Source organism: Pedobacter riviphilus (genome assembly GCF_014692875.1).
Taxonomy (GTDB): domain Bacteria; phylum Bacteroidota; class Bacteroidia; order Sphingobacteriales; family Sphingobacteriaceae; genus Pedobacter; species Pedobacter riviphilus.
Genome location: NZ_CP061171.1, coordinates 1,646,900 through 1,663,660 on the forward strand (window position 1 = coordinate 1,646,900; position 16,761 = coordinate 1,663,660).

6 protein-coding genes are annotated in these 16,761 nt (G+C 42.8%); all 6 read left to right on the forward strand.

Annotation, left to right across the window (positions count from 1 at the left end):
* The first annotated feature begins 5 nt into the window (after positions 1–5).
* The 6 genes from H9N25_RS06670 (at position 6) to H9N25_RS06695 (ending at position 16,532) form a co-directional block, all read left to right on the forward strand.
* On the forward strand, positions 6–8,279 hold the full coding sequence (locus H9N25_RS06670) for a Calx-beta domain-containing protein (protein WP_223833748.1): 8,274 nt from the start codon (positions 6–8) through the stop codon (positions 8,277–8,279).
* 55 nt (positions 8,280–8,334) lie between these two features.
* Positions 8,335–9,309, forward strand: coding sequence for a PorP/SprF family type IX secretion system membrane protein (locus H9N25_RS06675; RefSeq protein WP_223833632.1), 975 nt, complete (start codon positions 8,335–8,337; stop codon positions 9,307–9,309).
* 44 nt (positions 9,310–9,353) lie between these two features.
* On the forward strand, positions 9,354–11,315 hold the full coding sequence (locus tag H9N25_RS06680; protein ID WP_190328359.1) for an OmpA family protein: 1,962 nt from the start codon (positions 9,354–9,356) through the stop codon (positions 11,313–11,315).
* A gap of 296 nt (positions 11,316–11,611) precedes the next feature.
* The gene (gene dinB, locus H9N25_RS06685) at positions 11,612–12,925 is read left to right on the forward strand and encodes a DNA polymerase IV (protein ID WP_190329107.1); all 1,314 of its coding nucleotides are present in this window, start codon (positions 11,612–11,614) and stop codon (positions 12,923–12,925) included.
* 2 nt (positions 12,926–12,927) lie between these two features.
* Positions 12,928–15,945 carry a DNA polymerase III subunit alpha gene (gene dnaE / locus H9N25_RS06690; RefSeq protein WP_190328360.1) on the forward strand — a complete coding sequence of 1,006 codons (3,018 nt, stop codon included), beginning with the start codon at positions 12,928–12,930 and terminating at the stop codon, positions 15,943–15,945.
* Positions 15,946–15,956: 11 nt separating this feature from the next.
* Positions 15,957–16,532 carry a hypothetical protein gene (locus H9N25_RS06695; protein WP_167293958.1) on the forward strand — a complete coding sequence of 192 codons (576 nt, stop codon included), beginning with the start codon at positions 15,957–15,959 and terminating at the stop codon, positions 16,530–16,532.
* The last annotated feature ends 229 nt before the right edge of the window (positions 16,533–16,761 follow it).

Consider the following 16,761-nt stretch of genomic DNA (forward strand, 5'->3'; position numbering starts at 1 on the left):
CGCAGATTACGTATACCGTAACAGGTACGGCAACAAGTGGATTGGATTATACATCGATCGGTACCACGGTGACGATCCTGGCCGGGCAGACCACTGCAACGGTAAGTGTGCCTGTACTGGATGATAACATTGCTGAAGGAACAGAAACGGTGATACTGACCATGACTGCTGCCACCAGCAATCCATCAATTACCGCAAATACGGCACCAGCTACGGTTAACATTACCGATAACGATAGCTCAATTGCAAGCATCACAGCTGGTACACCTGGTAATGAAAACGGTACTGTTAACGGAACCTTTACGGTAACGTTAAGCAACCCATCATCACAGCCTACCACCATTACCTATACTTTAGGTGGAACGGCAACAGAAGGAAGTGATTATAGTACTATTGTAACCAAAACCATAACCATCCCGGCTGGTCAGACCACCGGAACGATTACCATTCCGGTATTAGCAGATAATATTGTTGAGGGTACCGAAACGGTTATTGCTACTTTAACCAGTTCTGGCAATCCATTGGTAACGGTGAGCAATACACCTGCAAGCATCAACATTCTTGATAACACCACTGCAACGGTAACAGTTGCTGCCACTAACGATGGGGCAGAGCCAGCCACACCAGGCCTGTTCACCTTTACCTTAAGCAATGTATCTGCAACCGATACACAGATTACTTATAACGTAACAGGTACGGCAACAAGCGGTACAGATTATACATCGATCGGTACCACGGTGACGATCCTGGCCGGGCAGACCACTGCAACGGTAAGTGTACCTGTACTGGATGATAACATTGCTGAAGGAACAGAAACGGTGATACTGGCCATGACTGCTGCAACCAGCAATCCATCAATTACTGCAGGTACGGCACCAGCTACGGTTAACATTACCGATAACGATAGCTCAATTGCAAGCATCACAGCTGGCACACCTGGTAATGAAAACGGTCCTGTTAACGGAACCTTTACGGTAACGTTAAGCAACCCATCATCACAGCCTACCACCATTACCTATACTTTAGGTGGAACGGCAACAGAAGGAAGCGATTATAGTTCTATTGTAACCAAAACCATAACCATCCCGGCTGGTCAGACCACCGGAACGATTACCATTCCGGTATTAGTAGATAATATTGTTGAAGGTACCGAAACGGTTATTGCTACTTTAACCAGTTCTGGCAATCCATTGGTAACGGTGAGCAATACACCTGCAAGCATCAATATTCTGGATAACACCACTGCAACGGTAACAGTTGCTGCCACTAACGATGGTGCAGAGCCAGCCACACCAGGCCTGTTCACCTTTACCTTAAGCAATGTATCTGCAACCGATACACAGATTACCTATAGTGTTGGCGGAACAGCAACAAGCGGATTGGATTATACATCGATCGGTACCACGGTGACGATCCTGGCCGGGCAGACCACTGCAACGGTAAGTGTGCCTGTACTGGATGATAACATTGCTGAAGGAACAGAAACGGTGATACTGACCATGACTGCTGCCACCAGCAATCCATCAATTACCGCAAATACGGCACCAGCTACGGTTAACATTACCGATAACGATAGCTCAATTGCAAGCATCACAGCTGGTACACCTGGTAATGAAAACGGTACTGTTAACGGAACCTTTACGGTAACGTTAAGCAACCCATCATCACAGCCTACCACCATTACCTATACTTTAGGTGGAACGGCAACAGAAGGAAGTGATTATAGTACTATTGTAACCAAAACCATAACTATCCCGGCTGGTCAGACCACCGGAACGATTACTATTCCGGTATTAGCAGATAATATTGTTGAGGGTACCGAAACGGTTATTGCTACTTTAACCAGTTCTGGCAATCCATTGGTAACGGTGAGCAATACACCTGCAAGCATCAACATTCTTGATAACACCACTGCAACGGTAACAGTTGCTGCCACTAACGATGGGGCAGAGCCAGCCACACCAGGCCTGTTCACCTTTACCTTAAGCAATGTATCTGCAACCGATACACAGATTACTTATAACGTAACAGGTACGGCAACAAGCGGTACAGATTATACATCGATCGGTACCACGGTGACGATCCTGGCCGGGCAGACCACTGCAACGGTAAGTGTACCTGTACTGGATGATAACATTGCTGAAGGAACAGAAACGGTGATACTGGCCATGACTGCTGCAACCAGCAATCCATCAATTACTGCAGGTACGGCACCAGCTACGGTTAACATTACCGATAACGATAGCTCAATTGCAAGCATCACAGCTGGCACACCTGGTAATGAAAACGGTCCTGTTAACGGAACCTTTACGGTAACGTTAAGCAACCCATCATCACAGCCTACCACCATTACCTATACTTTAGGTGGAACGGCAACAGAAGGAAGCGATTATAGTTCTATTGTAACCAAAACCATAACCATCCCGGCTGGTCAGACCACCGGAACGATTACCATTCCGGTATTAGCAGATAATATTGTTGAAGGTACCGAAACGGTTATTGCTACTTTAACCAGTTCTGGCAATCCATTGGTAACGGTGAGCAATACACCTGCAAGCATCAATATTCTGGATAACACCACTGCAACGGTAACAGTTGCTGCCACTAGCGATGGTGCAGAGCCAGCCACACCAGGCCTGTTCACCTTTACCTTAAGCAATGTATCTGCAACCGATACACAGATTACCTATAGTGTTGGCGGAACAGCAACAAGCGGATTGGATTATACATCGATCGGTACCACGGTGACGATCCTGGCCGGGCAGACCACTGCAACGGTAAGTGTGCCTGTACTGGATGATAACATTGCTGAAGGAACAGAAACGGTGATACTGGCCATGACTGCTGCCACCAGCAATCCATCAATTACCGCAAATACGGCACCAGCTACGGTTAACATTACCGATAACGATAGCTCAATTGCAAGCATCACAGCTGGCACACCTGGTAATGAAAACGGTCCTGTTAACGGAACCTTTACGGTAACGTTAAGCAACCCATCATCACAGCCTACTACCATTACCTATACTTTAGGTGGAACGGCAACAGAAGGAAGCGATTATAGTACTATTGTAACCAAAACCATAACCATCCCGGCTGGTCAGACCACCGGAACGATTACCATCCCGGTATTAACCGACAATATTGTTGAGGGTACCGAAACGGTTATTGCTACTTTAACCAGTTCTGGCAATCCGTTGGTAACGGTGAGCAATACACCTGCAAGTATCAATATTCTTGATAACACCACTGCAACGGTAACAGTTGCTGCCACTAACGATGGTGCAGAGCCGAGCACACCAGGCCTGTTCACCTTTACCTTAAGCAATGTATCTGCAACCGATACACAGGTTACCTATAACGTAACAGGTACGGCAACAAGCGGATTGGATTATACATCGATCGGTACCACGGTGACGATCCTGGCCGGGCAGACCACTGCAACGGTAAGTGTACCTGTACTGGATGATAACATTGCTGAAGGAACAGAAACGGTGATACTGACCATGACTGCTGCAACCAGTAATCCATCAATTACTGCAGGTGCAGCACCAGCAACGGTTAATATTACCGATAACGATAGCTCAATTGCAAGCATCACAGCTGGTACACCTGGTAATGAAAACGGTCCTGTTAACGGAACCTTTACGGTAACGTTAAGCAACCCATCATCACAGCCTACCACCATTACCTATACTTTAGGTGGAACGGCTACCGAAGGAAGTGATTACTCAGCTATTGTAACCAAAACCATTACCATCCCGGCTGGTCAGACCACCGGAACGATTACCATCCCGGTATTAACCGACAATATTGTTGAGGGTACCGAAACGGTTATTGCTACTTTAACCAGTTCTGGCAATCCGTTGGTAACGGTGAGCAATACACCTGCAAGCATCAATATTCTTGATAATACAACGGCTACGGTAACAGTTGTTGCCACTAACGATGGGGCAGAGCCGAGCACACCAGGCCTGTTCACCTTTACCTTAAGCAATGTATCTGCAACCGATACACAGGTTACTTATAACGTAACAGGTACGGCAACAAGCGGATTGGATTATACATCGATCGGTACCACGGTGACGATCCTGGCCGGGCAGACCACTGCAACGGTAAGTGTGCCTGTACTGGATGATAACATTTCTGAAGGAACAGAAACGGTGATACTGACCATGACTGCTGCCACCAGCAATCCATCAATTACCGCAAATACGGCACCAGCAACGGTTAATATTACCGATAACGATAGCTCGATTGCAAGCATCACAGCTGGTACACCTGGTAATGAAAACGGTCCTGTTAACGGAACCTTTACGGTAACGTTAAGCAACCCATCGTCACAGCCTACCACCATTACCTATACTTTAGGTGGAACGGCTACCGAAGGAAGTGATTACTCAGCTATTGTGACCAAAACCATTACCATCCCGGCTGGTCAGACCACCGGAACGATTACCATCCCGGTATTAACCGACAATATTGTTGAAGGTACCGAAACGGTTATTGCTACTTTAACCAGTTCTGGCAATCCATTGGTAACGGTGAGCAATACACCTGCAAGCATCAATATTCTTGATAACACCACGGCCACGGTAACAGTTGCTGCCACTAACGATGGTGCAGAGCCGAGCACACCAGGCCTGTTCACCTTTACCTTGAGCAATGTATCTGCAACCGATACACAGATTACTTATAGTGTTGGCGGAACAGCAACAAGTGGTACAGATTATACATCGATCGGTGCCACGGTGACGATCCTGGCCGGGCAGACCACTGCAACGGTAAGTGTGCCTGTACTGGATGATAACATTTCTGAAGGAACAGAAACGGTGATACTGACCATGACTGCTGCCACCAGCAATCCATCAATTACCGCAAATACGGCACCAGCAACGGTTAATATTACCGATAACGATAGCTCGATTGCAAGCATCACAGCTGGTATACCTGGTAATGAAAACGGTCCTGTTAACGGAACCTTTACGGTAACGTTAAGCAACCCATCGTCACAGCCTACCACCATTACCTATACTTTAGGTGGAACGGCTACCGAAGGAAGTGATTACTCAGCTATTGTGACCAAAACCATTACCATCCCGGCTGGTCAGACCACCGGAACGATTACCATCCCGGTATTAACCGACAATATTGTTGAGGGTACCGAAACGGTTATTGCTACTTTAACCAGTTCTGGCAATCCGTTGGTAACGGTGAGCAATACACCTGCAAGCATCAATATTCTTGATAACACCACTGCAACGGTAACAGTTGCTGCCACTAACGATGGGGCAGAGCCGAGTACACCGGGCCTGTTCACCTTTACCTTAAGCAATGTATCTGCAACCGATACGCAGATTACTTATAGCGTAACAGGTACGGCAACAAGCGGATTGGATTATACATCGATCGGTACCACGGTGACGATCCTGGCCGGACAGACCACTGCAACGGTAAGTGTGCCTGTACTGGATGATAACATTGCTGAAGGAACAGAAACGGTGATACTGACCATGACTGCTGCAACCAGCAATCCATCAATTACCGCAAATACGGCACCAGCTACGGTTAACATTAGAGATAACCGTGCGCCTGTTGCAAGTGCACCTGCCATCACTACCCCTGAGGATACCCCTGTTAACGGAAAAGTTACAGCGACCGATGCTGACGGCGATCCGCTTACTTTTGCGGTAACTACACCTCCAGCACACGGAACAGTAGTGGTGAATGTTGATGGTACTTATACTTATACACCTGTTGCAAACTATAACGGTCCTGATACTTTCACCGTGACCGTTAGTGATGGTAAAGGTGGCACCACTACGGTAACTGTTCCTGTTACCGTAAGTCCGGTTAACGATGCTCCTGTTGCAACTGCTCCAGCCATCACAACCAATAAAAATACCTCGGTTAACGGAACTATTACAGCAAGTGATATAGATGGAGATCCATTAACCTTTACGGTAACTACATCTCCTGCGCATGGTACTGTGGTAGTTAACCCAGATGGAACTTATAGTTATACACCGGCCAATAACTACAGTGGTACTGACGTGTTTACCGTAACTGTAAGTGATGGTAAAGGTGGAACTACAACGGTAACAATCAACGTAACCGTTAACCCGACCAATGTTGCGCCTGTTGTAACTGCACCAGCAGTTACTACCCCTGAGGATACCCCGGTTAACGGAAAAGTTACGGCGACCGATGCTGACGGCGATCCGCTTACTTTTACCGTAACTACACCTCCAGCACACGGAACAGTAGTGGTGAATGTTGATGGTACTTATACGTATACACCTGTTGCAAACTATAACGGTCCTGATACTTTCACCGTGACTGTTAGTGATGGTAAAGGAGGCACCACTACGGTAACTGTTCCTGTTACCGTAAGCCCGGTTAACGATGCACCTGTTGCATCTTCGCCAGCCATTACCACACCACAAAATACAGCAGCCAACGGAACAATAACCGCTAGCGATGTAGATGGCGACGTTTTAACTTTTACCGTAAGTACTCCGCCTGCACATGGTACAGTAGTGGTAAATGCTGATGGTACTTACACCTATACACCAACTCCGGGTTATGTGGGTAACGATACTTTCACAGTAACCATAAGTGATGGCAAGGGTGGTACTACAACGGTAACTATTCCCGTAACGGTAACTTTGGTACCAGCACCAGCAATGAGCCTGACTAAAGTAGCCACCAATTCGGTGAGCAAGGCTGGCGATGTAATTAATTACAACATTGTAGTAACCAATACAGGTAATGTAACCCTAACAAACATTACAGTTACAGATGCCGGTGCCGATGCAGGATCGATATTACCAGCTGGTATTGCGAGTTTACTGCCGGGTGCAAGTGTAACGGTTACAGCTAAACATACGGTTACCTTAACCGAGGTAAATGCCGGTTCGTTTACCAACCAGGCTTCGGCAAGTGCCCAAACACCAAATGGTGGTACTTTAAACAAACCTAAATCTGATGATCCGAATACATCGGCTGTTGATGATGCAACAGTAACAGTAATTGCTCCGGCATCGACCATCACTTTGGTTAAAACAGGTACCTTAAGTAGCGATGGAAATAGCATTACTTATAATTTCAGTGTTAAAAACACCGGAAATGTAACCCTGCATATTATTACGCTGGTAGATGCGAAACTTGGACTGAACAAGGTAATTCCTGGTACACTTGCTCCGGGCGCTACTGTAACCGATAGTTATGTTTACCAGTTAACACAAGCAGATAAAGATGCCGCAAGTGTAACCAATAGTGCAACCATTACTGGCCAAACACCAGCAAATGTTTCCGTTAGCGATATCTCTGGTACAGCCGAAAACAACAATACACCAACCGTAACACAGATTCCGGTTATGGGTGCTATAACTTTGGTTAAAACAGCATCATTTAGCGGTAATCAGGTAACCTATACGTTTACAATCAAGAATACAGGAACCAATACTTTAAATAGCATTACCTTAACCGATGCCAAAATTGGCTTAAACAATAAGGTAATCACGGTACCTGGTGGTCTGGCCCCTGGAGCCACTACAACCGATGTTGAAGTATATACCTTAACACAGGCCGATAAAGATCTGGGAACTGTAACCAATACTGCAACCGTAAATGCCAAAACGCTTGGTGGCGTTAATGTAACTGATGTTTCAGGGACTTCCGAAAACAACAATACTCCAACAGTTATCGCATTTCCTAAATCGCCAAAAGCTGTTGATGATGTGGCTGGTACAGTGGCAAATAAACCAGTTATCATTAATGTATTGGCAAATGATGATCCTGGAAATTCTACCCTTGATAAATTAACCGTAGAAATTGTAAGTCAGCCGCTACATGGTAAAGTAACGGTGAACCTTGATGGTACAATTACCTATACGCCTGATCCTGGTTACACTGGGGATGATACCTTTACTTATAGGGTAAAAGATGCTTTTGGCTATTATACCAATGTGGCAGCAGTAACCTTAACGGCTAATTTTGCAGGTCTTACCATACCTAACCTGTTTACACCAAACGGTGATGGTATAAACGATACCTTCGAAATATTGGGAATTAACCAATACCAGGTTAACGAACTGCAAATTGTTAACCGTTGGGGCAATGAAGTATTCCATGCCAAAGGCTACCAGAATAACTGGACGGGCGAAGGCTTGAACGAGGGTACTTACTACTACTTACTACGGGTTAAAAAAGCAGGAAGCGATCAGTATGAAGTGTTTAAAGGTTACATAACCTTAATCAGAGCGTTTAAAAAATAAGATATGAGGCTTTGTACAGTCTGGTTTTAACCAGACTGTACTTTAAGATATTAAGATGATGAAGAAATTAATATGGTTAATAGCAGGTTCGTTTTTGTTGCTTGCGAGGCAGGCATCTGCACAGCAAGATGCCCAGTATAGCCAATATATGTTCAACGGGATTTATATCAATCCAGCTTATGCCGGGTATAAAGAAGTGCTGAATGTGCACAGCTTTTACCGGAGCCAGTGGACAGGTATTACCGGGGCACCACGAAGCATGTCGCTGGCGGTAGATGCCATTGCAAACAGCGGTAACGTAGGCTTGGCCCTTCAGGTGGCAAGCGATAAACTTGGCGCACAGACCAACCTAAGCATTTATGGCAACTATTCGTACCGAATCAGAATGAACGATGATGGTAGCTCGAGGTTAGCGCTCGGTCTTGGCGTTGGAATGGTGCAGTTAGGGATAGACGGTTCGCTGCTGAACCCGAACAATCCGGAGCCTAACCAGCCAGTTGGCATGCAGAGCACCATTGTGCCAGATGCAAGGGCAGGTATCTACTTTGCCAACGATAAGTTTTATGCCGGTTTTTCTGCCGATAACCTGATTGCCACTTATATCAATATAGACCGCTACGCCTTTATTCCACAGCCAAAACCGCATTACTACCTTACCGCGGGGGCATTGTTTCCGCTTTCTGAAGATTTTCAGGTTAAACCTTCTTTCCTGTTAAAAGACGACCGGGGAGGCCCAACGAGTTTGGATTTGAATGCATTTTTGATGATCAAAGATTTTATCTGGGTTGGCGGTTCGTACCGCACCGGAGTAAAACTGTATAATAAAAGCTATTTGCAGCGCGATCTTACGCCCCGCAACTCTGCCGTAGCAGCGATACAGATTTTTCCATCACAAAAACTCAGGATCGGCTATGGTTACGATTTCTCAATCGGTCCGCTACAGGGCTACAGCAGTGGAACACATGAGATTTCTATCGCTTACTCTTTTATCAGACAAAACGTAAGATTGGCAACTCCAAGGGTATTTTAAATTAACTATATTCGGCATTTTTGACCAACTATTCCTACAACATAATGAAGAAAATTTTAATAGGTACTTTCCTTTCTGCATATTGTTTATTTGCATTCAGTTTTTCGGCAAATGCGCAGTATGTATTAAAAGATGCCGATAAGCAATACGAACTGTTTAATTACAGCAAGGCAATAGATTTATACGAACAAGCCTATAAAAAGAAAGAAACTTTACATGCCGCAGAGCGATTAGCAAATGCTTATACGTTTGTTTATAACTACAAACAGGCCGAAAGCTGGTATGCCATTGCAGCTAAAATGCCAGGTAGTAATCCTGAGAATATTTTGGGTTATGCCAAAGCTTTACAGAGTAATTCGAAATATAGCGAAGCAAAAAACCAGTACCTCAATTACATCGATAAAAAGAAAAATGTATCAGAAAAGCAGCAGGCTGTTTGGCTTGCCTCTTGCGATTCTGCTTTGAAATGGATCAGAAATCCAAAGAAAATTGAGCTCATCAACCAAAAAGCTTTAAATAGCGCACAGTCAGATTGGGGTGCAGTTAACTACCAGGGAGGAGTTGTATTTACTTCCGATAGATTAAACAGTAAATTAAACTCTTCAGAAAGTAAACCATTTTTAAAATTCGACGGATCTAAAGAACCCGATAAAAAAGTGTACGGCTGGACGGGTAATGGATACCTGAAACTATACATCAAACCGTCGCCAAGCGATAGCCTTCAGTTATTTCCTATAAAAGCAGGTACTAGCTACCATGTGGGTTCGGCAAGCTTTACAGCTGATGGCAAAACCATGTATTTTACGCTAACCCGTATTACCGATGAGCTGGAGCGCTTAAAAAAACAGCCAACAACCGTTAATGTAGAAATTTTTAGTAGTACAAAAGGTACTAATGGTATTTGGGGCGAACCGGTTTCATTTGCTTATAATAATGTAAACGGTTACTCCGTAGGTGATCCTTTTATTACCAGCGATGGAAATAGTCTTTATTTTGCTTCAAATATGCCAGGTGGGTTAGGCGGTACCGATATTTATGTTTGCCTAAAAACAGATGCTGGTACATGGGGTAAGCCCATTAACCTGAAAGACGTAAATACCGAAGGTAACGAACGCAGCCCGGTTTTTGATGGAAAGAATAACTTCTACTTTTCTAGCGATGGTAGAATTGGAATGGGCGGATTAGATGTGTATCGGGCTTTAAGAGAGAAAGACGAGATTAGCCAGATCGAAAATATGGGTTATCCTTTCAACTCCCCACAGGATGATTTTGGCTTTAGTTTAAACGAAAAAGGTAATATTGCTTATCTTTCTTCTAATCGCGAGGAGGGAGTAGGTAGCGATGATATTTATACCATCGATCAGAAAATGATCCTGGCTTTCAAATTAGAAGGCAGGGTGTTTGATAAAGATAGCAAGCAGCCTATTGCAGGTGCATTGGTAACGTTGGCAAAAGTAAACGGTAATATTTTAAAAACCGAAACCGATGAGAGTGGAGCTTATCAATTTAACTTGACAAAAGAATCTGAATACAATGTTTCGGCAGAGAAAACCAACTATAGGTCTGATATAAAAAACCTGACAACCACTGGCTTAACAACTTCGAGTGTACTTACACAAAACCTGCATTTAGAAGCTGTTGTAATAAATAAAGCAATTAAGCTGGAAAATATTTATTACGATTTCGATAAGTGGAATATTCGTGCTGATGCTGCCATAGAATTAGATAAACTGGTTAAAATCATGACTGATAATCCCACCATCTGGATCGAATTAAACTCCCATACCGATAGCAGGGGCAAGGATAGTTATAACTTAAATCTGTCACAAAAAAGAGCCGAATCTGCTGTACAGTATATCATATCAAGAGGTATTAATAAAAACCGAATTGCTGCAAAAGGTTATGGCGAAACACAACTGTTGAACAAATGCGGCAACGGGGTAAACTGTACCGAAGAAGAACACCAGCTCAACAGAAGAACGGAGTTTAAAATTGTAAAACAATAAGCACAGTTAAGATTTACAATATATTTTAATTTTTTAGTTCTATGCCTCTGATGAAAATTGGAGGCATTTTTTTGTTTGTGCGATCGTAATCCTCGTTTTCTGTCATTCTGAACACAGCGAAGAATCTTCTAATTCTGATGTCATGGCCTGTGTCTTCACAAGCTATTTTTCTTAAGGGTTTCTTTTGACTGAAAAACTAAAATTGTTAGTATTTTGTTTAAAAATAATCAATCTTGATTTTTTATAAAACTAAAAATATTAGTATTTTTGATCTTGATCATCCTTATAATACGAGAATGGATAAAGAAAGGCAGATTATTCATATGGATCAGGATGCATTTTTTGTATCTGTAGAAATCAGAAAAAATCCCAAGCTGTTGGGTAAACCCGTAATTATTGGTGGTGGTGGCGATAGGGGTGTGGTAGCCTCTTGTAGTTACGAAGCACGCCAGTACGGCATACATGCTGCAATGCCCGGCAGGACGGCAAAATTGCTGTGTCCACAGGCTATATTTTTAAAAGGTGATATGGAAGAATATTCCAAGGCATCACATGATATTACCGAAATTATTGCCGATAAAGTCCCCCTTTTCGAAAAAGCCAGCATTGACGAACATTATATCGATATGACGGGCATGGACCGCTTTTTTGGCTGTATGAAATTCGCATCAGAACTTAGGCAAACTATTATTAAACAGATGGGATTACCCATTTCCTTCGGTTTGTCTATCAATAAAACCGTAGCCAAAATAGCCACGAACGAATCTAAGCCTGGTGGCGAACGGCAGGTTACTTTTCCTGAATTGCGGCCCTTTCTCGATCCTTTGTCTATTCATAAAATTCCGGGTATTGGTCATGCTACCTATAAAAAATTAAGCGAAATGGGCGTTCGCGAAATCTTTACGCTTACACAGATTCCTCAACAGCTCATGTTTAAAATTTTAGGCCAGCATGGTTTAAGTTTATGGCAAAAAGCAAACGGTATCGATCTTTCGCCTGTGGTGCCTTACCGAGAGAGAAAATCAATCGGTACACAGGCCACTTTCGAAAGTGATACTATGGATATGGCCAAACTAAAAGCCATTATTACAGGAATGGTTAGCGGACTAACCTTCCAGCTGCGTAACCAGAAAAAACTAACGGCCTGCATTACCGTAACTGTACGTTATACCAATTTCGAAACGGTTACCCAGCAAGAACGCATTCCTTATACCTCGCTTGATTCGTTTCTGATTAACAAAGCACATAGCCTGTTCGAGAAGGTATATTCAAAACGGATGTTGTTGCGGCTGGTAGGCGTGAAACTTTCGCACTTGGTAAGCGGCTATGAGCAAATTGGTTTATATAATATCGCCGAAGAAGAATATAGCCTTTACCAGGCCATGGATAAAGTACGCAACCAGTATGGTGCCGAAGCGGTGGTAAAAGCCTGTATTGTTACCCAACCCCCCCGCGATGAAACGGGGAAAATAATCAAGTACAATCCCCGAAAAAAGAAAATATTAATCGAAAACCAAACAGAAGAAGAACAGCAGGAAGTAAGGAAACGCTCAAAAATCAGAAGCTTTATGAGCGAAAAAGGAACAATAGGTACTAAATCTTATGATTAGCGATGTTTTTAAATGTACATTCTTCTTATAGCCTAAAGTATGGCACACAGAGTATCGGTCAGTTAATTGCTACTGCCCGGCGTTTAGGTATTCACCAAATGGTACTCACTGATATCAATAACTCAACCGGTGCAGTAGAGTTTATTCGCGAGTGTTACAAACAAGGCATTGCCAAAGAATCCGACGAAATACATAAAGGCAATATTCCGTATCAGATTAAACCGGTATCAGGGATCGAATTCCGGATCGATAACAGATTGTTGTATGTTGGTATTGCAAAGAATAAAGAAGGAATGCGTGAGTTGAATGAATTTTTAAGCCATCATAATATTTACAACACTCCGCTGCCAGAAGTTCCGCCCGAAATGGAGAATGTCTACATCATTTACTCCTTTCAAAAATCTTTTAACCGAGTACTAAAAGCAAATGAATTTGTAGGCATCCGGGCCAAACAGCTTAATCTTTTATACCAGCACCCGCTTTTAAAACAAAAAGAAAAATTGTTGGTGTGGCATCCTGTTACCGTTAGTGATAAGATTACCTATCGCCTGCACGAATATTTTAGGGCGATCGAGCTAAATACCCTTTTAAGTAAAGTACCCGATGAGCAGAAATGCGATTCGGATGAATTCCTGATTCCGGAAGTAGAATTAACCCAGCAATTTGAACAGTATCCTTTCATCGTTCAGAATACACAGAAACTGATCAATAGCTGCGATTTAAGTGTTTATTTTGAAGATAAACCCACGCCTACTTCTAAAAATAAATACTACTACACGAAGCAAGGCATGTTAGGCGATAAAAAAATGCTACGTAACCTAGCTCAGATAGGCCTGAAATATCGTTATGGAGAAAACAATAAGATTGCAAAAGAGCGGCTGGAAAAAGAATTGCGCATCATCGAACTTAAAAATTTCTGTGCCTATTTTCTCATCACCTTCGATATTGTAAGGTATGCCATGAATAAATGCGGTTTTTACCATGTGGGCCGTGGCTCGGGTGCTAATAGCATTGTGGCTTATTGCTTGCGCATTACCGATGTAGATCCGATCGATCTTGATCTGTATTTCGAGCGTTTCCTGCACGAAAAACGGACGAGTCCGCCAGATTTTGATATCGATTTCTCCTGGGACGAAAGGGAGGTGATACAACGTTATATTTTTGAACGCTATCCCAAATGGCATGTTGCTTTTTTAGGTACCATGAGCACTTTTAAAGACCGGGCAATTATCAGGGAGATTGGTAAGGTTTTAGGTTTGCCCAAAGGCGAAATAGATAGTTTTACCGACCCAACCAAAGAACACGAAAATTTAATGAATGTTACTTACCAGAAATTATTGGCTGTACACCATTACATGAAAAGTATGCCCAATCAGCGTTCTATCCATGCCGGAGGGATTTTGATTTCTGAAGAACCGATTACCTATTATACCGCCTTGGATATGCCACCAAAAGGTTTCCCAACCGTACAATGGGATATGTACGAAGCCGAAGCCATTGGTTACGAAAAATTCGATATTTTAAGTCAACGGGGTATTGGCCATATCCGCGAAGCCGTGCAGCTCATTAAAAAAAATAAAGGAAAGGATATCGACATTCACGATTTTAAAACTTTTAAAGAAGACCAGAAATTGAACGGTATCCTTAAAGAAGGGCAGCCCATCGGGTGTTTCTATATCGAATCGCCAGCCATGCGGCAATTGCTCAAAAAACTGAAATGCGATAACTACCTTACCCTGGTGGCAGCCAGTTCCATTATCCGTCCAGGGGTGGCCAGTTCAGGCATGATGAAATCCTATATCGAACGTTACCATGCCCCCGATAAAGTGGTGTACCTGTGCGATGTAATGAAACAGCAGCTTAGTGAAACCTATGGCGTAATGGTTTATCAGGAAGATGTAATCAAAGTATGCCATTATTTTGCAGGCTTAGATCTGGCCGATGCCGATATTCTCCGTAAAGCCATGAGTGGTAAATACCGGTCTAAACTGGCTTTTGATGAATTGGTAAATAAGTTTTTTGCCTCAGCCAGAAAGGAAGGGCACTCAGAAGAACTCATTACCGAAGTTTGGCGACAGATTTCTTCTTTTGCCGGTTATAGTTTTTCTAAGGCACATTCTGCCTCTTTTGCAGTAGAAAGTTATCAAAGTTTGTATCTCAAAACCTATTACCCCATGGAATTCATGGTAGCCGTACTGAATAACTATGGCGGTTTTTACAGTCGATGGGTTTACGTACACGAACTGCAAAAAACAGGAGCTAGGGTACATTTACCCTGTGTTAACCATAGCGATGAGGTCGTGAATATAAATGGCGAAGATACTTATCTGGGCTTTATTGGTGTTCAAGGACTGGAAGAAAAAAACATCAAAATCATCCCGCACGAACGCAGGACGAATGGCCCGTATCTTGATCTCGAAGATTTTGTAAAAAGGAGCTGTATTTCGCTGGAGCAAGCGATTATTTTAATCCGTTTGGGTGCCTTGCGCTTTACCGGAAAAGATCGGAAAACCCTGCTTTGGGATGTGCACAACTACCTTGGCTTTAAACAGAAGAAAGTGAACCACGCCGAACTGTTTAAGTTAAGCTACAAAACCTATCAGCTCCCCGCATTGGCCGATTCGGAACTGGAAAATGCTTATACAGAACTGGAGTTATTGGGTTATCCGCTTAATTATAAAATGTTCGATTTTCTGAAAACCCCTTATCGTGGTGATACCATGGCAGCCGATATGCATAAACACTTAGGTAAAACGGTAAAGATGGTAGGCAATTATGTATGCGAAAAAACAGTGCATACCATTAAAAATACCAAAATGTGGTTCGGTACTTTTTTAGATGCCAACGGCGATTTTTTTGACACAACCCATTTTCCAAATACCACGCCCATGTATCCTTTTAAAGGAAAGGGCTGTTACCTTATTCTGGGCAAGGTGGTTGAAGATTTTGGCTTTCAAAGTATAGAGGTTTTAAAATTTGCCAAATTGGATATTCAAATGAACCCGGTAGCAATTGATTAAAATAAAAAAATATGAATTTAAAATTAAAAAAAGACTGGTATTCAATAGTTGTTTACCCGCAAAGAGAAGTTATTAATGATGTTAAAGTTTTAAAAGATAGGCTAGCAGCTAAAATAGGATGGTATGCCAGTAGAAATTCGGAGGCACACATTACCGTAGTTACGTTTTTAGCAGATCGATATGAATTTGGTTTTTACAAAAAATGCATTGAGAAAATTTGTTGCTCACAACGGCCGCACAAAGTAATTTTTGACCATGTAAACGTATCAAAATTTAGCCATGCCATTGTTCTGCTTCCTAATGATTCATGCAAGTTATATTTAAAAGATCTTTTAAATGTATTTCGGGAAAGGCTTAAATCTAAAAATACTGTAAATGGGGCTAACGCGCATATATCAATAGGACGTGACCTGAGTTCGGTTCAAATTGATCGGGCAGCGCATTTGTATGGTAACATTAACTTAGAGTTTAACTGTGATACAATTGCCATTCGTAAACTTGATAAAGTTAAACAACAATTTGTGGTAATTAATGAGTTTAAATTGTTGGGTAGCCCTTTAAATCATTATCAATATTCTTTATTATAACTAGTTTATTTTGGTCATGAGCCGATTAATCTTGATAATCGGCTCATGATTTGGGTTGTTTTTGAGCCGATTAATGTTTTCTTTATGAGATCGTCATTCCCAACTTGATTGGGAATCTAAAGTTTATTGCATTAAGATTAGCTTCGCTGAGCACTGCGTGGTTCCCGCCTGCGCGGGAATGATGATCGATTATAGTTTGCGCTCGTTTCCAACGAGCGCACAAATAGCC

Bases quoted from the DNA above. Each gene is read 5' to 3' on its own strand.
- H9N25_RS06675 (WP_223833632.1), top strand. From the start codon at position 8,335: ATGATGAAGAAATTAATATGGTTAATAGCAGGTTCGTTTTTGTTGCTT.
- H9N25_RS06680 (WP_190328359.1), top strand. From the start codon at position 9,354: ATGAAGAAAATTTTAATAGGTACTTTCCTTTCTGCATATTGTTTATTT.
- dinB (WP_190329107.1), top strand. From the start codon at position 11,612: ATGGATAAAGAAAGGCAGATTATTCATATGGATCAGGATGCATTTTTT.
- dnaE (WP_190328360.1), top strand. From the start codon at position 12,928: ATGTTTTTAAATGTACATTCTTCTTATAGCCTAAAGTATGGCACACAG.
- H9N25_RS06695 (WP_167293958.1), top strand. From the start codon at position 15,957: ATGAATTTAAAATTAAAAAAAGACTGGTATTCAATAGTTGTTTACCCG.